Source organism: Chitinophaga sp. ARDCPP14 (genome assembly GCF_051362515.1).
GTDB lineage: Bacteria > Bacteroidota > Bacteroidia > Chitinophagales > Chitinophagaceae > Chitinophaga.
The window spans coordinates 747,621-767,354 of the sequence record NZ_JBKIXB010000003.1; the positions used below are offsets into that span (position 1 = coordinate 747,621).

14 protein-coding genes are annotated in these 19,734 nt (G+C 47.3%); all 14 read right to left on the minus strand.

Features of this window, described 5'->3' with window-relative positions; translation table 11 throughout:
- Nucleotides 1-6: 6 nt before the first annotated feature.
- Nucleotides 7-1,233 carry an MFS transporter gene (locus ACLHR0_RS12155; protein WP_436486859.1) on the minus strand — a complete coding sequence of 409 codons (1,227 nt, stop codon included), beginning with the start codon at nt 1,231-1,233 and terminating at the stop codon, nt 7-9.
- Between the two features lie 48 nt (nt 1,234-1,281).
- Nucleotides 1,282-2,763, minus strand: coding sequence for a S41 family peptidase (locus tag ACLHR0_RS12160; RefSeq protein ID WP_436486861.1), 1,482 nt, complete (start codon nt 2,761-2,763; stop codon nt 1,282-1,284).
- A gap of 20 nt (nt 2,764-2,783) precedes the next feature.
- A complete protein-coding gene (locus ACLHR0_RS12165) occupies nt 2,784-4,100 on the minus strand; it encodes a MutS-related protein (protein WP_436486862.1) in 1,317 nt (438 codons plus the stop codon).
- 16 nt (nt 4,101-4,116) lie between these two features.
- Nucleotides 4,117-5,421 carry a MutS-related protein gene (locus tag ACLHR0_RS12170; protein WP_436486864.1) on the minus strand — a complete coding sequence of 435 codons (1,305 nt, stop codon included), beginning with the start codon at nt 5,419-5,421 and terminating at the stop codon, nt 4,117-4,119.
- A gap of 10 nt (nt 5,422-5,431) precedes the next feature.
- Nucleotides 5,432-7,762 (minus strand): Gldg family protein, encoded by a 2,331-nt coding sequence (locus ACLHR0_RS12175; RefSeq protein ID WP_436486866.1) that lies wholly within the window; start codon nt 7,760-7,762, stop codon nt 5,432-5,434.
- 9 nt (nt 7,763-7,771) lie between these two features.
- Complete coding sequence (locus ACLHR0_RS12180) at nt 7,772-8,698, minus strand: ABC transporter ATP-binding protein (protein ID WP_370910460.1); 927 nt, start codon at nt 8,696-8,698, stop codon at nt 7,772-7,774.
- Between the two features lie 37 nt (nt 8,699-8,735).
- Nucleotides 8,736-9,527, minus strand: coding sequence for a DUF4397 domain-containing protein (locus tag ACLHR0_RS12185; protein WP_436486869.1), 792 nt, complete (start codon nt 9,525-9,527; stop codon nt 8,736-8,738).
- Nucleotide 9,528: 1 nt separating this feature from the next.
- Nucleotides 9,529-11,028 carry a RagB/SusD family nutrient uptake outer membrane protein gene (locus ACLHR0_RS12190; RefSeq protein WP_436486871.1) on the minus strand — a complete coding sequence of 500 codons (1,500 nt, stop codon included), beginning with the start codon at nt 11,026-11,028 and terminating at the stop codon, nt 9,529-9,531.
- Nucleotides 11,029-11,038: 10 nt separating this feature from the next.
- Nucleotides 11,039-14,410: a SusC/RagA family TonB-linked outer membrane protein gene (locus ACLHR0_RS12195; RefSeq protein WP_436486873.1), complete on the minus strand. Its 3,372-nt coding sequence runs from the start codon at nt 14,408-14,410 to the stop codon at nt 11,039-11,041.
- A gap of 227 nt (nt 14,411-14,637) precedes the next feature.
- Complete coding sequence (locus tag ACLHR0_RS12200) at nt 14,638-15,816, minus strand: FecR domain-containing protein (protein WP_436486875.1); 1,179 nt, start codon at nt 15,814-15,816, stop codon at nt 14,638-14,640.
- A gap of 49 nt (nt 15,817-15,865) precedes the next feature.
- The gene (locus ACLHR0_RS12205) at nt 15,866-16,444 is read right to left on the minus strand and encodes an RNA polymerase sigma factor (protein ID WP_436486877.1); all 579 of its coding nucleotides are present in this window, start codon (nt 16,442-16,444) and stop codon (nt 15,866-15,868) included.
- A gap of 94 nt (nt 16,445-16,538) precedes the next feature.
- Entirely contained in the window at nt 16,539-17,426 is an 888-nt protein-coding gene (locus ACLHR0_RS12210) for a DMT family transporter (RefSeq protein WP_436486879.1), read from the minus strand.
- A 3-nt stretch (nt 17,427-17,429) separates the two neighbouring features.
- Entirely contained in the window at nt 17,430-17,876 is a 447-nt protein-coding gene (locus tag ACLHR0_RS12215; protein ID WP_436486881.1) for a hypothetical protein, read from the minus strand.
- 152 nt (nt 17,877-18,028) lie between these two features.
- Complete coding sequence (locus tag ACLHR0_RS12220) at nt 18,029-19,699, minus strand: hypothetical protein (protein WP_436486883.1); 1,671 nt, start codon at nt 19,697-19,699, stop codon at nt 18,029-18,031.
- Nucleotides 19,700-19,734: the final 35 nt, after the last annotated feature.

Consider the following 19,734-nt stretch of genomic DNA (forward strand, 5'->3'; position numbering starts at 1 on the left):
GGTCAATTATTTTCTGGTTATATAAAAATCACGGTACAACCGGAACACCCGGTACATCACCAACCCACTCGTCATAATCAGCAGGATATAGCTAAAAGACAGGTGTTTCCCATCTTCCGCAGGCAACACATATATCAACCCGTAACTCAGCATGGAAACAATTACATTGCATAAGCCGCCCGTCAGCCCGCCGGCAATCCCCGCATTCCTGGGAAATATCTGCAAACAAAAAGTAAAGTAATTATTGTGGGTAAACCCGGAGCCGATATGCACCAGGAAAGCAAACACCAGTATCGTCCATAACCCGCCATACACCGAAAACAACAGCAGCAGCAGCAAAGCCATCACCAGCTGCAGTGCGAGGTTGATGCTGATCTTCTTCACAAAAGGTTTGCGGATCATTCCTTTGCTCAAAAAGCCGCCCAACATCCAGGCAATGCCCAGTAACAACGAACAATAACCGGTGATCACAGACGACAGGTTAAAATAATGCTCAATGATAAAAGGACCGGACATGTTATATACCATCACCATCGAATAGGCCAGTCCGAGCATCACAATACCCAGTGTAAAACTGCCGGTACGGATCATCCCATAATAAATAGACAGGATCTTCGCCGGGTGAAACGGCGTGGTATGCTGGATGGTTTCCCCGCTGAAAATTATTTCCAGCAGGAATAATATTGCGGCAAAACCACCCAGGAAATAAAAATTAGATTCCCACCCAAAGGTGATTTCAAGATATCCACCGATAAAAGGGGCCACAATAGGCCCGGTAGACCAGATAATCGTAAACAGGCTCAGGTAATGTTTCAGCTGCTCCCCCTTGTAGAGGTCTACAATAAAGGCGCGCTTACTCACCACCATCATCGCTATGGTAATACCATGCAGCACCCGCATGGCATAAATGACGTAAATATTATGCGTATTGGCAATGATCACACACGATGCACAAAAGATAAGCATCGCTACCAATGCAATCCGGTACCGGCCAAAGCTGTCCAGCAAGCCTCCTATAAAAAGCTGCGATACGCCGTAGCTGATCAGGAAAAGGCTCACCGTGAGCTGGGCCTGGCTGCTGGAAATACCGAGGGCGTTGGCCATACCCGGCAGTGACGGGATGTAAATATCTGTGGCAAAACCCGACATCGGGATCATGGCAAAAGCCAGCAGGGTGGCTATTCTTATATTGCTATCCTTTATTCTTTTGTCCGTAACAGGGCTGGTTATCATTACAATAGCTGTTGATTCGCTTACCCAAAATACGGTATCTAATCAACTTTATTTGCCTGTTTTAATCAGTTCCATCGTATAGGTAATTTCCGGGTCCTTACCCGCCTGGATATACGTCATAAACTTCGTCAACGGAATTTCCCTGTCGGGGATAATACCGCGGCCATTGTCGGCGCTGGCATTGAAGAAATATAACTCCGACAGCGGCACGGTTAACACGCACCTTGTTTTGGGCAACAGGTATTTCATAAACCACGCTGCCGTAGTAGCAGCCACACCGCTGCCGGTTTCCTTCCCGATAATCTCTCCCCGCTTATTTTTCTGGACAAGCGAAGCAAAATAAGTAGCAGCAGAAACAGTGCCCCCGCCCGTCAGCACATATACATTCCCGTGAAACGCATCTTTATCCGGCGGAAAATTTTCCAGCAACCCTTCTTTTAAACGGGCATTTCCAACATAAAACCCGGAAGAATCTTTATCAAAACGCTGGTAAAGGAAGTTCTTATGCCCCTGGATATCTTCGTCAGATAATCTTCTGCCGTTATCCGCCACCGCGTATTCGGGATAGGCCAGATCTATGGTGCGGGTGCGGTAATTATAAACATTCCGGAAAGGCGCCTCTACCAGGAAGGAATAAAGCAATGCGGAAATAGCCGGGTTACCGCCCCCGTTACTACGGATATCTATAATCACCTGCTTGTATCTCCGCTTGTTTACTTCCCGGAAAAATTCGCTGAATTCTTTATAGGCATCCGCTTCATTTAACCCAAAAGTGTTTACTGTCAACAGCCCCGTTTGTGTATCATCAAAATAATCATTGTAGATATAATACGCCCGCTGCAAAAGGTTTACCGGGAAAACCGACAACCGCCCGGCGTGATACGCCTGGGTAGGATCGGCAGCGGAAAGCGTAGTGCGCCTCACCTCCCTGCTCCCGGGCGCAAGAAAAGTTACTTCGTAACTTTTAAGCCTTGGATTCAACAGGCTGAAAACTACCTGGAAATTCGGATACAGCCTGTCCATCCCGGTAGTAATGTAGCCATCGCTGTAAGCGGGGGCCGACAAAGCAGCCAGGATATCTTTTACCGGCATACTGTTAATGCTCACCACCTCTGCGCCAAAAGGAATACTACCACCTTTAATGTTAACGAATATCTTCTCCCGTTCTATCACAACAGGGAACGGGAAAAAATTGATCATGCTGTACAACTCCTTCCCGTTATCATTAGAGAAGCCCAGGTTGGTATGTACATCCTTTAACAGGTAAACAGGCGAATACTGCAGGCCAGACAATACATCCGGCTCCTGCGCTACTTTGTTTAACAACGAATCCACTTTGCGCGCAAAGGTGACGGAGTCTATAAACTTATACGGATTGGGATGCTGTTTCCTCAAGATATCTACCGCCAGTTTAAAATCTGAAATAACATCTTCCCTTGTCAGGTTCGATAACTTTTTCTCCTGGGCAGCTGTGTTTAAACAATAACATGCCTGTATGGCGGTAACGCCAAGTATCAACAGTTTTTTCATATACTTTTTGATTTTCTGTGTTAAGAACCGATCAATTCCAGGATGCCTTCATTCCGGATGATCATCATCCCTTGCCGGTCTTCTGTAATACCTTCCTCCAGTTTGTAGGTATAACGCGGACGGTTGCCATCCATAATAGTTGGTAAATAAACGAATTGAACATTGCTGCTGTCCTTTAATGCCTCGCCCACTTCAATAATATGCGTGGACACAATAAAGAGGCAGTCGCGGTACTCGGCAAAAGCGGCCGTCACCGCCAAAGTCCCGTCGTACGCGTCTTTTACGTTGGTACCTTTGAACAGCTCGTCGAACATCAGCAGCAACCGCTGACCGCTGGCGGCGGCTTCTGCGGCGTGTTTCACACGTACAACTTCTGCGTAAAAATGGCTGTAACCAAGACTGATATTATCCGCCACATTGATAGACGAATAAATGCCTTCCCGCACCGAAAACTGCATATGTGCAGCTGCCACCGGGAAACCCATATGCGCCAGGTACATCCCGATCCCTACAGATTTCATCAGGGTGGATTTACCGGCCATATTGGCGCCGGTTAAAAACAGCACATTGCTGTGGTCATTCATCTGCACAATATTTCCCACCGCGCCCTCTATACAGGGATGGCCCAGCTCCTCCGCGGCCAGCATATTTTCTGCCGGCGGCAACGCTTCAGCGTAGGTGAAGCCCCTGGCGCGCGCCACATCGCTCACGGCAATGTTTACATCCAGTTCGTAAATAAACAACAGCACTGCTTCCATCTCTTTCCGGAACCTGCTCTTCAGCAGGTGATCATAAAAGGCAAGGGTTTTCACCGGCAACGCCTGGTAGATATCCATATTCAGCAACCGCTCCAGCAATTTATCGGAGAGGATAGTTTTTACGGCCTGTAAACGGACGGTAAAAGGCCCCATATCCGGCGGCGCCATTTCGAGAAAGGAATAACATCTTTTCAACGTTACAATAGTTGCCTGCAACCCCTGCACTTTTTTCTTGTACCGTTCATCGCGGGTAAGACCGGAAAGCCATTTTTTGAGAAGGGTATCGGCCAGTGTCAGCAGCCCGTTAGCCAGCATGCCGGCATCCAGGTATTCCCTCATTAAATTCAGCTGCGATATATCAAATGGAAAGCCCAGTTTCGCCCGCTGAAAACTCCGGAAAATACGGCTGCGGTTATTGATAGCATCGGCATGCTCCATCGGGTGACGGAACATATCGTCGAGCAACTGTTCCCCTCCTCTTGTTTTTACGTGGTTGAACAAGTGATATACTGATCCCTGCCGGTATTTGCCCAGCAGGTTCAGTTCATCCATCGTTTGCCTGTCTGTATTAAAACCCATGATGATGATTATTTTTTTATTTCACAAGATGTACAACGCTGCGCTTCTTCCCGTTCTTCAACGTTTCAAGGATCCCTTCGTTCCGGATAATGATCATACCATGACGATCATCTGTGATCCCCCGCTCCAGCGTATAAGTATACTCCGGCGTGTGGCCGTTCATGCGCGTGGGCAAATACAGGAACCCGATATTGCCCCGTTGCTTTAATGCTTCGCCGGCCTCCACGATGTGCGAGGAAATAATGAACATACTTTTCTGCTTCCCTGCAAATGCCTTAGTAATAGCCACTGTAGCCTCATGTGCATCTTTCACATTGGTACCACGGAACAACTCATCAAATATTACCAGCAATGATTTTCCGCCGCTTAATTCCGTAGCTATTTTTTTTACGCGCAGCACCTCCGCATAAAAGTGACTGGCGCCAATACCCAGGTTATCCGGCAGGTTGATGGTGGTGTAAATACCATCCATCACCGAAAACTCCATGAACCCCGCGGCCACCGGGAAGCCCATATGTGCTACGTATACCGCTGTACTTAAGGAACGTAAAAAAGTAGACTTCCCCGCCATATTGGCCCCGGTTAAAAAGATCAGGTTCTGACTGGCATTCATCACCAGGTTGTTGCCAATGGGTTGTTTCAGCCCCGGATGATATACCCCTTCCAGTTTCAACTCAGTAGCGCCTTTGTCCAGCGCTTTTGGAAAAACAAATTGCCTGTCCACCGCCACTTTTGCTACGGAGAGATACACATCCAGGTAATAGATATACCCCATCAGTTTTTCTATCTTATAACGCTCCCGGGTGCGGAAAAGGAGATCATACGCGGTTACCGCCGCATAAGACAACTTCCCTTTCCCGCTTTCTTTCAGTGCCGGTTCAAAGGCAGCGTCGGTGAGTAATACCGCAATGCGTTCCCGCTCCCGTGCATAGGCAACAATGCCGGTCACTTCTTCTCTCTCTATAAAAAATTTTATAAGATGAATAAGTGATATCACCGCGCTTACCCCGTTAGAGATATCCTTTTCACTCAGCACGGTTTGTTTTGCATTGGCGCCGGTATTCATTAAATACTTTTCAGCCATATCAAACAGGGCCGCATCAAAGGGGAAGGCCAGTTTCAGGCGGGCAAAATGCGCAATCACGCTGCTCCGCCTGTTGATCTCCTCGCGGTCCGACAACGGGTTACGGAACATTTCTTCCAGTACCGTTTCACCCCCACGGGTGTGGGTATGATTGTACAGGTCGTAGATGCCGCTCACATCACGTTTACCAAATATCCGGAGGTCATCTATCGTTTGATCATCTGTTTGTAAAAACATAGTTGTTGTTTTATTTTCTTTTACGCCGGATCAATAATATGATGGCGAATAGCAGTACCGCGCCCGGCAATATCCACACGTATAAAATTTTCAACACAGCTGCCCCGGCAGATGAAATGGTGAACAGGCTATCCAGTGGTTTTGGACGGGGTGTATAAATAGGATAATGGTTGTAGTCGAGCCAGCTGTAAAAACCTTTGCCGAGGAAGCCGCCGCCCTGCCGCAGGTTGCTCATCATATCAGCGTCTGCGCCTAAAACAATACGTTGATCCTTGTTGTTGACTTTCCTTTCCAGGGAGATGTAGTTGGCATATGCTTTCGCCTGGCTATCTCCTTCCCCGGGGTTAAATTCAGGAGGCGTTGAATCTGTTACCAGGGTGCCGGCTTTCAGCCATACCCTGTTTTCCAGTGTTTGCAGTAAAGGCTTTATCTCAAAAGCGCCGGTATCCGTATAAGCAAAAGCAGTAGTTCCGGGAGCCATCATGAACATGCTGTCGCCGTGTTCCTTATACGCTTCCTTCAGTATGAGAAGAAAAGGTTCGTCGGCCAGGTTAGCAGCGTCGCGCGTAATAAATGGTACCACCATATGAGGCATTTCATCTTTGGAGAGCTGCACCAGTGTGCCATCCATTAACTGCACGCCCAGGTGTGCCAGCAAGGGGTTCAGCATTTGTTGCTTGCCTGGTTCTCCCAATATGAACATATTGCCGCCTTTGTCGATGTACTGCTTCAATTTGCCCATGGTAGCAGCGCTCAGTTCCGTTTTAGGATCGGCCAGTATCAGCGTGGTGATGTTAGCAGGGATATCCGCGTTATCCAGTGAAAGCGTATCCGACTCAAAACCCAGGTTGATCAGGGCATTACGGTTACCTTTTTCAATGGTATGGAAGCGGAATTCCCGTTCTCCTCTTTTAATAATGCTACGCTCCAGGTTGCCCGTGAGATAAAGGTTCTTTGGCAAATCAGCTTTTAAAAGCCGTTTGAAAGCCGGCGCCACCTGTTGTTCTTCGGGCCAGAATAGATTATCTTCAAAAGTCCGCAGGAAGGTAGTTTCGCCTTTGTACTTCAACTGCATTACCAGCCGGTAACTTTCAGGTCCCAGGTCGATCTTCTTACGGATCTCTTCCCGCGGCATAAACATAGATGGATTTAAATCATACCCATCTGCTACCTGCTCTTCAATCTCTTTCAAACTTTTACCTGGCCAGTTCTTATAAATGGAACTGTCGTTGTCGTCGTTATCATAGTAGTATACGTACTTAAAAGTAATATCCGGTTTAAAGCGCTGGTAGCGCTCCCAGAGGGTTGTTAAATAATCATTCCGGTTTTCCGGGAAGCCGCGGCCCGCCCCTCCTCCCAACAGGTTGGTATAAAGGGTAACCTCCAATGGTTCTTTGCCCAGTTCCTTTATGATCTTCTGTGTATTCGGATGCAGGGTGTTGATGTCGCCAACAGTGGTATCCCAATACCCTGTTAGTGCCGGGCGTGAGGATATATAGCCGATCGTCAGCACCACCAGCGCAACTGCTACATATCTCACGGCGCTCACAAACCAGGGTTTCGATTCCCGTCCTCCTTTCAGTTTGATCATTGTAAACGATACAAACATATAAACGATCAGCACAAAATAAATGACATCCTTCGTGGTAATGAGCCCCTGCAACATTTTCCCGGTACGGCCCGAGATGGAAAGAAAATAGGTCAGGTCTCTCACAAAATCATACTTCTGCCATAAGCCACCGATACGGCTCAGGATAAAAACAGCCAGGAAGCTGCCAATGGCGGATACGATCTGGTAGGTAGTAAGACTGGACATAAACAACCCGATGGCCGTATAGCAGCACATCAGCAGGTAAAAGCCCAGCATAGCGGATAACAACATGCCATAATCTACCGACCGGATAGTGAATAAACCTGTTACAATAAAAATCCCTACAATGCCTACCAGCAACAGGTTGTATAACATAATAGCCAGGTACTTCCCAAAAACAATTTCACGCAACTTCACCGGGGACGAATAGAGTAACTTGATGGTGCCATTGTTAATTTCCCTGCTGATCAGGCCCATGGTGAGCAATGGAACAAACAGGTACAGGTTTTGCAGCACATTAACGAAAATACCATTGGGATCTAAATACATCCCCGCCGTCAGCGAAAGATTAAAGTCTTTGAACTTCGGATTATTTTTTGCCAATATTTCCTGCCACTTTGTAAGCGGATACAATGCGTAAGTATAAAAAACCGCGCACTGCACCATAAACGCAATCGTCAGAAACCAGGCTACCGGCGAATAAAAGAGATTCCGAAGCTCTGTTTTCGCAACTTTAAATATCATCTTCATGTCGTAAGTTTATTGGTGGGATTGAATAGTTAATTGCTTGAAAATGTCGTCGAGCAGACCTTTATCAAGACTGATCTCCTGGAGGCGCCATTCGTGTTGTACGGCAGCGGCGATGATCCTTTCTGTGATATCTTTCTCCCCGTCAAAATAAATACGCGCCTGTTTTTCTGTCAGCAACTCCACTTTGGAAACCCCTCTGATCCTCATCAGCTCGGGAGCCGGCGGCATGTTTTCCATTCCCACCAACAGGGTATGCGGCTGTACATAATTGTTGAATGCGTCCATACTGTCGGAGAAAATGATCCTTCCTCCTTCCATCATGATCACTTCTTTACAGAGCAGGTGTATTTCAGATAAAATGTGAGAAGACAACAACACGGTATGATCCAGGGCAATTTCCCTGATCAGTTTACGGGCTTCAATCAGCTGGTTAGGATCGAGCCCATTGGTGGGCTCGTCCATGACTACCAGTTTGGGTTTATGGATAATGGCCTGCGCAATGCCCACCCGTTGACGGTATCCGCCGGACAGGTTGCGGATCAGTCTTGTGCTGAAGTGGGCAATACCGCAGCGTTCTTTGGCTTCGTTCACCGCTGCTTTGATCCGGTGTTTTTCTATCAACCGCAGCTCTGCACAATAGGTAAGGAATTCATCTACCGTAAGGTCTGTATACAAAGGAGGATTTTGCGGTAAGAAACCGATCTCTTTTTTTGCCAGTTCCGGTTGCTCCCTGATATCGATTCCGTTGACATAAACACGGCCCTCCGTTTGATTCAGCACACCGCACATAATATTCATGGTGGTGGACTTCCCGGCCCCATTGGACCCCAGCAGTCCTACTACCCCGGTTTGTTCTATTTCAAGGTTAATATCCCGTATAGCCCAGGAAGTGCTGTACCTGTGTGAGAGCCCCTCAATTTTCAGTATAGTGCTCATAGTGCGTTTTTAGTAAATAAAATATTGATGAATTAATTCAGTACCTGATCTGCATTACCGCGGTTGCATTGGTGCCGGTACCTCCCGGCAGTCCCACCAGGGCCAGGGTAAAATTCTTATACATCCAGGGATGCGCCCAAACAGTGGTTTGATGATAGATGCCCACTGTGATAAAGCTTCCCAGCAACGCGCCGCTGGCGGCATCCCGGAACTCAAACTCGTAGTCGGGCACTTCAAACCCGGCACTGTATTTCTTAAAAACAGTACTGCCTTTATAAGGCAGGCGTGCTACTTCCGGCGCCCCTGTTTGCCCTTTGATGTTGATGCTGACATCCTTGCTGCCGGGAGAAAGATTGACAAACCTGATACTCATTGAACTGTCGGCAGTGACATGATAAGGCAGGTCATCCTTAATAAACAGTGTATCCGGTGAGGCAACAGTACCCGTTAAAAACAACGTATGAATAGAGCCAATGGGCAAATCCAGCACCAGGTTAAAAAGAGGAACGCTTTTCTCCGTGGTGTCGGGATACTGATACAGGGCCAGCGGTTGGGTACCGCTAAACTGTGTATAGCGGTTATTATAATCACTGTATGCTTTGTAGTATATCCGGTTGGCGTGATAATATTCAAACGGATTTCCTCCTTTGAAATTAGTTACCATTGAGCTGTTGCCCACTACCGCATTGATCAGGGTAAGTGATGCGCTACCGGGCGCTGTTGTTTGTTTGGCGCAGGAACCCAGTATGAGCATGAGCAGCGGGGCGGCTATAAGCGCGCTGCGGAGCGGCTGCCATACGGTTTCTGATCTGGAAAATATCTGCTGCATATTAATAGCCGGGATTTTGGGTGAGGAAATGATTAACCGTAATTTCCGATACCGGAATAGGATAAAGCAATTGGTAATCGCCTAACCAGGGCTGTTTCACCGGCATAGCCGACAGCACATCATGCGCCATGCCGGTGCGTTTCAGATCCAGCCAACGATGTCCCCATTCTGCAAAAAGCTCTGTTTGCCGCTCCTTTGCTACGGCAGCCTTTACCTGCACGACGGTGAGGTTAGCCGGCAGGCTTGCCAACCCTGCCCTGTGGCGGATTACATTCAGGTCGGCAATCGCAGCGGCGATACCTCCGGGCCCTCCATTGGCGGCGGCTTCCGCACGTACCAGGTACATTTCAGCCAAACGGAACACTACATAATACTCTTCTGCATCTGCACCATAAACAGCGTTGCCGGAGCCGATCTTATACTTACTGGGATAATGGGTAATGCCTGGAAATGTACCTGTTCCATAGGAATTATCAGTACTGTCCGTCCATGCAACATAACGTTGATCCCCTTCTTCAAAAACTTTCAACAATTGACCGGATAACATGAAGCTCGTCTTGCCGGTAACAAAAATGCCTGGCAGGAACTGGTATCCTTCCGGTGTGGCATTCTTTAGTGAAACATCTGTGGTAGTTGGCTTTAACTGCCAGATGGCCTCCCGGCTATCTTTTAAGAAAACGTGTGTCAGATCAGTTTCCAGGCCATACACCGCCGTGTTGTTGATCAGCGTTGTAGCAGCGGCAACAGCGTTGGCATACTCACCCAGGTAGAGGTATACCCGTGCCAGCAAAGCGGTGGCAGTGGCTTTGTTGGGGCGTACCCTTTCGCCGTTGCCGGTAGGATAGCTCTCCGGCATATTGGCTTCCGCATCCTTCAGGTCTGCTACTATTTGCTGGTACACCTGTTGCTGCGCCGTTCTGGACATGCTGCGCGTCTGGTTAAAATCTACCGTGAGCGCAAGGGGAACATCGCCAAATAAATTGGTGAGATAGAAGTAATTAAAAGCGCGCACAAACTTTGCTTCCCCGGTAAGCGCTTTGCGCGTGCTGTCTCTCAGCGCTACCGCAGTAGATGCCGCAATGCCCTCTATCACCGAGTTGGCAGCATAAATTGTTTTATAGGCCGTTTCCCAGGCCATTCCGGCTTTATCGGCCTGGTAAACGGTAAGTTTGTTGGTACTGAGCAGATTTAGTGCCGGTTCATTGCTACCTGAATAGTTATCCATCTCGCCGGATGATAGCCCGCCCATGATGGTTAACAGTCCGGCGCTAAGAAAACTTTGCCCGGCCGACACCACACTCTGCACCTTATCTCCATTGATCATGACACTGTATATGCCGGCCATAGCAGCGTTGGCCTTTGTTTCTGAGCTAAACACCTGTGTAGTGGTAATGGTGTTGATAGGTGCAGGAATAGCGATCAGTTTTCTGCAGGATGAATGTATCATACTCCAGAAAAGGCTGCTGATAACGATGAGTGTTGTTCTTTGATAGATCCGCATCACTGGTATTTTAAAGCGTAATTGATAAGGCGCCGGAAAAACTCCGGCCAGCCGGAACAGCTGAATAATCCTGCACTTCAGGATCTATACCCGGGTAGTTGGAGATCGTGAAAATATTCTGCAACCGGAACGACAGCGTACATCCTTTTAATCCAGCCTTCTTTGATAATTTATCGGAGAAAGAATAGCTAATGGCCACAGACCTCAAACGAAAGTAGGAGGCGTCTGTCATCCCCGCATCAGAACTGGATACTTCCCCCCTGCTGGTATTGGAATAGCGGACATACCGGGCGTTATCACCAGGCTTTTGCCAGCGGTCATTGAGTATGCTTGCGGGAAAGTTAGACATCTGCCCTTGTACGTTGGTAATAAACGGATCCCGTCCCAACTGCTTTTTGAAATCAAATAAAAGATTAGCGGAAAGTCCCTTATAGTTTACGGTGGTGCCTATACCGCCAAAATATTTCGGCGTTCTGTCTATGACGATATACCGGTCGTCGTCCATAGTACCGGCAGGAACGTTATAATTTGCCTTTGCGAGGCCATCTTTATTATGATCAGCAAAACTGTATCCACCCGTTTGCGGATCTACCCCCAGGTAATGCAATACATATTGTGCATTCAACGACTGCCCCACTTTATACTGGGTGTAGTAAGGAGATAATTCAAAATCCGGATAAGACACCAGCAGGTTGCGGTTAGCGGCCATGTTAAAACTGACAGACCATATCAAATCTTTTTTCTTAATCAAAGTGGCAGAGATCATCCCTTCCCAGCCACTGTTTTCCACCAGTGCAGACCAGTTGCTCGTCACAGTTTTGAAGCCAGTATAAGCAGGGGTAGGCAGACCGGTAATCTGATCCCCGGAACGGTTCTGATACCGGGATACATCTATCGTAATGCGCTCTTCCAGGAAGCTGGCGCTGAAGCCTGCTTCGAATTTCTTATTTGTCTCCCAGTGATAGTCCTGGTTAACGGCATGTATGGGTACAAAAGGCTGCACACCGTTATAGGCGTAAAGCGGCATAAAATCACCGGCTGCTATTACTGCCCATTGCGACAGGTACTGGTAATCCGTTGGTGTATTCCCTCCTACAAGTCCATAGCTGGCCCTTAGCTTCATAAAGTTCACCCAGGACGGCAGGAAACGCTTTATCCATTTTTCTTCTGAGAAGTTCCATGCAGCAGCTGCCGATCCGAAATTACCAAACTGCCTGCCTGGGGCAAAGCGTGAAGATCCATCCCTCCTGGCAGTCATATTTAAAATATACTTGTGCTCCCAGTCATAATTGATACGCGCCAGAAAACCGACGTATTTATACTTACTATATCCCTCACTGGTTTGCGAAAAAGGCGCGCTGCCAACACTGCGGATCAGATCATCATCCCCATAGCCCGCAGCGTAGGTGGTGATGCCATTCGTCATCGTGGATTGATAAGTACCTCCTACCAGCAAGCTCAGATCTCCACGGCCTATAAAACGGTTGTACGTGAGTTGCGGCTCAACGGTCAGGTTGGCATTTTTCGACGTACCCAAAACAGCTGACCCTGTCGGATTACTAATCGGGTTGTACGATGCGATGGGCATGAAATAGTTACTTGCACCCGTCATAAAAGAGTAGCCACCGCTGGTAACAAACTTTAGTCCTCTCGCCAGCTCATAGCTCATCCTGATGCTACTGCTGAACTGGTTGGTTTGTGTATTATTCGACCTGAGGAGGTCAGCAAAAGGGAATCGATCACCTACGCCCGCTGCATTCCAGTCGGCATAGTTCAGGTCACCCTTGCTGTCGTATACCGGTGGAGCGTTGGGAGGCAGCGTTAAGATAGAAATACTGGCAAAATGCGCATCTACGTTTGTATAACTGTAACCAAGCACCAGGCCGAGTGAGAATTTCTGATTAACACTGCGCACATCTATGCTGGATGTCACAGACGCCTGCTGATTCAGACCGCTGTTCTTCATCAGATCTTCCTGTTGCGCGTAATTCGCGCTGATGCGATACATCGCCAGGTTATCGCCGCCCGTTAAACTGGTTACCACTCCACTTTGCTTACCGGTTCCCAGCAATACTTTTTGCCAGTCGGTATACCGCGTGCTGTCCCACAATACAACATCCGGCGCAGTGCTTATTGTTGGAAACATACCATCATTTTTCAGCGCCTCTCTCCGCACCCGCAAATACTGTGAGGTATTCAGCATCTGGTAACGTTTGGGCACATCAATGATCCCCTGGTTAACTTCCATGTTGAAAGTGGTCCTCCCCGGCTTGCCCTTTTTGGTGGTAATCAATACCACCCCATTCGCTGCGCGGGAGCCATAAATAGCAGTGGCATCTGCATCTTTCAATACCTCTATGCTGGCAATATCCCTGGGGTTCATACTAAACAACGGACTTTGCCCGCCGGTAACTGAAAGCCCACCCTGCGTGTATCCCGGCGAAACCCCGGAATTATAACGGATAGAGCCGCTTACATCCAGTACTGTTAGTGGTACCCCGTCTATTACATACAATGGTTCAGATAACATATCCGGATTCAGCGAATTTCTTCCCCTTATTTCTACCTTCACAGGCGCAGCAGCATAACCACTGGTTTGTGTGATCAGCAAACCTGGCACTCTCCCCTGCAATGCCAGTAAAGGATTCATCACCGGTTGCCTTTCTATTTCTTCCGCCGTTACCCTGCTGATATTCCCGGTAGCCAAACGCTTGCTGGTAATACCATACGCCTGCACCACGGCCTGGTCTAATACACTGGTAGCCGTTTTCATAGTCACGTATACGAGCGACATTCCCATTGGAACTTTTACCATTACCTTTTCGTACCCGATACAGGTAATCGTAAGTTGCTCATCCTCCTTTAACTTTCTCAAAACAAAAGATCCCTTTTCATCTGTTTGCGTTCCTTTAGCAGAACCTCTTACAATGATACTGGCGCCTATCACCGGAGCGCTGGTCTTCTCATCATACACCAAGCCGGTTACATCATGCACAACCGGATCCAGGTTTATTTTTATCGAATCCGAACCGTTGTCAACCCTGGGAAAAACAACAATGGTGGTACCTACAATCGTGTAACTTAAAGGCTGTTTAGCCAATATCAATTTCATAAATACTTCCAGCGGCTGCTTCTTTGCATTTACCGAAATAGCCACGTTTACATTGATCAGCTCGGGATTAAATATCACCGCATAATCAGCCTGCTTTTTTATTTCATCAAAAGCCTGCTGCAACGGTACCTGTTTGCCGCTGAAGGTGATGGTTTGGGATAATACATGAACTGGCAAACCCAGTGCAGCAGTGATGAGGAATAATACAATCAGCCTGCTGAACACCCGGTCCCCCCGGCACAACCGCTTGTAAAATCTGGATCTTAGCATAACAATCTTTTTGGTTGATTTAAATAACTAATTCTTTCCTGTGGAGCATACCACTCCCGGAGGAGTCACTTTACTGTGATCACTCCCCGTTTCAAATGCGTTTAATTCTTCAGTTTGGATAAAGCTCCGCCTGTAGCCTTACAGCTTTTCTTTTAAACATACCGGATGGTGGTGATTCCGGACTGGCATACCCATTAATTGATGTTGATTGATACTACGAACCTTAGCTATGGCATTACTATTATTTTCTTTCCTTCGATCCTGTAATGAACACCCATCTTTTCCAGCACAAGAAGTGCCTGTGATAAATTCAGATCTCTTTTTATTTCCCCGCTGAATATAATATCCGGTACGCCGTTTTCATAAACAACGCCTACATCATACCACCGCGACATTTGCCGCAACACTTCGTCGAGATGCGCATGGTTAAACCGGAACAGTCCATTTTTCCAGGCTACTACCATCTCCACATCCGCGTTGTGAATGATATTCATCTTCAACTCATTGTTGATCTGCGCCTGCTGCCCCGGCCGAAGCATCGCAGTTTGCTGATCATGGATCATCATAATACTTCCTTCCAGTAAAGTGGTCCGGATTACTTGTTCATCCGTATAGGCGCTTACGTTAAAACTGGTACCTAAAACTGCTACGGTGGCTTTGCTATTAATATCCACCATAAACGGCTGCTCCTTGTTTTGGGCCACTTCAAAATAAACTTCCCCGGTCACTTTTACTTTGCGGTAGTTATCTGTAAAAACAGTAGGATAAGTGATGCTGGATTCCGCGTTAAGCCATACAGCGGTACCATCCGGCAACTGCAGCCGGTACTGGCCACCACGGGGCGTGGAAAGTGTGTGATATTCCACCTTGCCGGCCTTCCCTTCGTAATCCAGTTTGCCGCTGTCATTATTCACATTAAAATTTCCATTCCGCACAATACTGCCTTGCGTGCTGTCCAGCAATATTTCATCGCCATCGCCCAGCTTCAGCACCGCGCGGTTGGACCCTGACATAATTTCCCCGGAAGAAGATACATTCCCCGCCAGTAATGGCACGCCTTTTTTATGGTGGTTGATAAACCATACCGCTGTTGTAGCTACCGCCATGATCAATACTGCTGCTGCCGCATAACGCCACCAGGAAGAGATACGGCGAACCGGCACGTTCCTGTCTTCTACTGCTGCCTGTAACCGCTGCAGGATCCGCTGGCTGGCTTCGCCGGAAAGCACGGGTGGCTCAGCGAATGACTGATCATAAACCCGCTGCAATAACGTTTCCAGTGCTTCATTGTCTTCAATGGCATTCTCCTTCAACAATTCAAACAACGCTGCGCTTTCGGACTCCGTAATGGTGCCGTCCAGGTACTTTTGAAGCAAGTCAGTTTCGGAAAATTTATTCGGCTCCATATTAATAAGACTAATGAATAAAACAAATGGGTGGATGCGGGGGAAAAAATTATTTCAGCGATACCAACAGTATCAGCAATGAAATATCGCCGTGTTCCATTAGATACTCCTTAATTGACTTTACCGCCAGCGACAGGTGCTGTTTAAATGTATTACGGGAGATGTGCATCAGTGCAGCGGCTTCTTCGTATGTTTTGCCCTGCTGCCGGCAAAGCATAAATGCCTCGCGACGTTGTGGTGGCAGGCTGGCAACCGCTTTCTGAAGCAGCTCTTCATACTGCTTCGCCTCCATGGCATTCATTAAGGTTTGATCGTTGATACCCAGGGAAACCCGGTGCAGTACTTCATCCCGGATCGTATCGTACAGCGAGATCCGGTTCAATTGCGTTAATGCCGTATTCCTGGCCAGCCGGTACAGGTAAGCCTGGAACGATGATTTAATATCCAATTGCCCCCTTACCTCCCATATCTTCAGGAAAACATCATGTACCAGGTCTTCAGTAAGTATGGGATTCTTGGTAAATTTCAGCAGGTAATTATATATACCACCGTGGTATTTTAAATAAATAGCTGTAAACGCCTCCTGGTTGCCAAGAGCAAGTTGGTTTAGTAATTCCTGTTCATTCATTATGGTGTGATAATATCGTTCAATCGGGAGACCGTTCACATGACGACAGGTAAATTAAACATTAATTACCAGATTTTATAACAGGACAGGCGATCTATTGTTTCACCCGTTTTGAACTTAGCCAGATACCCGCCAACACCAATACGCCGCCGGCCATCTGCCAGGGAGTAAAGGTATCTTTCAGGAAGATCATGGCAATCACGGCGCCGATCACGGGGTTTAAGTTCAGGAAATTACCCACCTGGGCAGCGGGTAAACTTTCCAATGCTTTATTATAAAGAAAATAGGCCAGCGCAGAAGCAAACACCCCCAGGTAAATAATTCCGGCCCAGGCTCTCCCCGATATTTCAGGCATGCCGTGCTGGTATAATTCAACCGCCGATATGGGTATCAGGAAAGCCGAGCCAATAAAAGTACTGATCGCAGTAGCTAAGATCGTATCTGTATCTTTCAGGCTCCTCGACAACAACGTATATGCGCTCCAGCAGCAAACTGCCAGCAGCATCAGTATACTTCCCCGCAATGTATGCGTTCCCTGCGGGCTTCCCACAAAACCTACCAGCACCACTCCGGTTACACATAATATAATACCGGCAATACTTCTGCCACTGATATGCTCTTTCAGCAACCAGGCTGCAGGGATGGCAATAGCCACCGGTATCAGGCCCTCCACCAGCGCACCGGTAGATGCCGGGATATAAAGCATGGCAAAATTGAACAGGCCATAGTATACCGTAATTCCCAGGATGCCCATTACCGCCAGCCTTTTATAAGGCAGCTGCTGTTTTACTTTTTTACGCTGATGAAGATAAAATGGTAACAGCAATGCGCAGGCAACGATATGGCGCAGCGTGGCAAACAGGTACGGGGATACTTCCTGCACCACTGTTTTGGTAACCGCAAATGAACTGCCCCAAATGAGCATAACAAACACGATGCTGATTATCCCTTTCGTCCGGTCAGCTACAGCATTTTTTTCCACAAGTCAGTTTTTCATTTTTAACATCATCTGCCTGGAGGCCCAGAGCCAGGCAATTACTACACACAGGGTTATCACTAAAGCCGCCCCTGCAAGTGCCTGGTAAAATAACGGATCAAATCCATTATGCATCACGTAAATAACCGATATATAGAGGACCATTATGCCGGAAACGCGCAGGCTATACTTAATTCCCGTTACCAGGTAGCGGCGGGGATCAGCAAAAATCGCCATGCCGGCTTTGCCTCCCCAAAACCAGGTAGCACCAAAAAGGAACACAAAAAACAACAGCATATCGATGTTGATTTGCGCATCAATAAAAAAGATCAGTCCGTTCGCAAGGTCGGACCCTGCTTCTCCAAAAAACCATATCAACTCCAGTATAATCATTGCCACCAGTTGAGCGGCGATTGCCTGCTTTCTACCAATTTGTCTTGCTATGTCTAACGTCATTCTATCTGTAATGTAAAATTATATTGTACCAAATTAACGAAAAAGCTGCTTATGCGGCATTTCCTGGGTTTGCCCCTTAAAATAAGATAGTGTTTTTTCAGGATGGGACAGGGTGATGTTTGCTTATTCACATCCGGGCGTGGTTATAGTCCTTATTCGCGGATATACATTTCATATGTATACGTGAATGATTTTTTTGCGCCGGCATTTACGGCCAGTTCAAAATCCAGTTGCCGTCCTTGGTTGATATCGTTTTTGTATTCAAGGTTCAGTGACTGGCTATATTTGGTACTGGCCGAAGTAACCGCGCCGCTTATTGTTTTCTGTACCTGTATATCGGCCAACCGGCCCTTGCTGTTAACAACAGTAATGGTGCCTTTTACGGTAGCTAACGTATATTTATACCCGTTATACGTTTTGGCCTCTTTTTTCACCGAAACAAGCGCTTCTTTTTCCTGTACCAGGATATCCGGCGAAGTGGTAATAAATATGGGCGTAGAGGCGCCTTTGGCGGTAAACTTAAGCACATCCTGTGCAATGGGCTTTAGTGTATTTTTTTGTAAGATTAAAACAGCGCCCGATGTAAATGGATTGTCGGTATTATTGTAGATTTCTACAAAGTGGTTCACTTTGTTGGGCGATGCACTACGCGCTGCATGACTCGCGGCTTCCATCTCTTCTGATGCCGCATCATCATCGCCGTTTGTCCGGTAGGTACTCATCACAGATGCGGGCAATACCGTTTTATAAAAATGGCGGATCTTCACCGTTTTTTTAAACACCGGATATTGCGCCCTTTCTCCTTTGCGGAGGCTAATGTTTTTGAGTGTATAAAAATAGAGGTCTTCGTTTTCCACTGCCACATTATTTTCCGATGGCGCCTCTTCAGGCATTACAACGGATTCCACCATCCTGTCCCTGGCGTAATCCGACCTCAATTGTGTGGCGTTGCTGTATATATTGGCGTTCTCAACACCACCGGTAGCGCTAAAGTTAAGCAGGGTAGCCAGTGTGGTAGCCTGCGAAAAATTGGGTACCCCCATCACAAAATCAACATCCGTATTCTTAATATCTTCTACATTATTATTTACTTCTGCCTGCAGGTTGAGCGTTGCTTCTGTTTCAGACGCTAATTGCAATTGGTAAACAGGGGTCCAGCTCAATCCGTTTTGCAGGTACATCATGGTAAAGGACTGCTGCCCGCTTTGCGCAAAATGTATGGTAACTACAGGTTTTTGAACAGCAATACGCGCGGTTGTAGTGCGACTGGGTTTATCTTCAAATGTAATTGTCTTGATGGTGGCAGGCTCTATACCGATCCATTTACCATTCATTTTCAGTAAAAGAACGGGGTTGGCCGGGGCATACAGCCGGTCAAACTGGTATTGCCCGCGGTATTCATTCGACAATTGCATTTGCTGCAACTGCAGCCTGCTGTTAATTTCTTCGGGCAGGTCAAAGTCTTCCACACTGCCTTTGTAAGTATTATTATCTGTGGCAACAATTGTAATGTTCTTGCCTTTGTTGGCATGCAGCAGTTCTAAAAAGCTGTTGGCTTTTCTTTCCTGTATTTCATTTATCTGCTCTACCCGGCTGCTCACGCGGCTTACAGGATTAGTAGTGCCGGCAAACCAATAAGTGCCAAATAACGCCACCGGAAGGCTGTTGAGCCGGAAGCCACTGTCGGGTACCTGGGCGGTTATTTCTTTTACCACAAAGGATTGCCCGTTTTTAAACACAGACAATGATTTGATAACTGCATTATCCTGTGCAACAAGCGTTATGCCTGTAGCCAGTAACAATGCCACTAAAATAAATTTCATACGCATAATTGCTGTTTTAAACCCTGAGGCTGTAA

Coding starts and splice junctions, on each gene's coding strand:
- ACLHR0_RS12155 (WP_436486859.1), bottom strand. CDS start 1,233: ATGATAACCAGCCCTGTTACGGACAAAAGAATAAAGGATAGCAATATA.
- ACLHR0_RS12160 (WP_436486861.1), bottom strand. CDS start 2,763: ATGAAAAAACTGTTGATACTTGGCGTTACCGCCATACAGGCATGTTAT.
- ACLHR0_RS12165 (WP_436486862.1), bottom strand. CDS start 4,100: ATGGGTTTTAATACAGACAGGCAAACGATGGATGAACTGAACCTGCTG.
- ACLHR0_RS12170 (WP_436486864.1), bottom strand. CDS start 5,421: ATGTTTTTACAAACAGATGATCAAACGATAGATGACCTCCGGATATTT.
- ACLHR0_RS12175 (WP_436486866.1), bottom strand. CDS start 7,762: ATGAAGATGATATTTAAAGTTGCGAAAACAGAGCTTCGGAATCTCTTT.
- ACLHR0_RS12180 (WP_370910460.1), bottom strand. CDS start 8,698: ATGAGCACTATACTGAAAATTGAGGGGCTCTCACACAGGTACAGCACT.
- ACLHR0_RS12185 (WP_436486869.1), bottom strand. CDS start 9,527: ATGCAGCAGATATTTTCCAGATCAGAAACCGTATGGCAGCCGCTCCGC.
- ACLHR0_RS12190 (WP_436486871.1), bottom strand. CDS start 11,028: ATGCGGATCTATCAAAGAACAACACTCATCGTTATCAGCAGCCTTTTC.
- ACLHR0_RS12195 (WP_436486873.1), bottom strand. CDS start 14,410: ATGCTAAGATCCAGATTTTACAAGCGGTTGTGCCGGGGGGACCGGGTG.
- ACLHR0_RS12200 (WP_436486875.1), bottom strand. CDS start 15,816: ATGGAGCCGAATAAATTTTCCGAAACTGACTTGCTTCAAAAGTACCTG.
- ACLHR0_RS12205 (WP_436486877.1), bottom strand. CDS start 16,444: ATGAATGAACAGGAATTACTAAACCAACTTGCTCTTGGCAACCAGGAG.
- ACLHR0_RS12215 (WP_436486881.1), bottom strand. CDS start 17,876: ATGACGTTAGACATAGCAAGACAAATTGGTAGAAAGCAGGCAATCGCC.
- ACLHR0_RS12220 (WP_436486883.1), bottom strand. CDS start 19,699: ATGAAATTTATTTTAGTGGCATTGTTACTGGCTACAGGCATAACGCTT.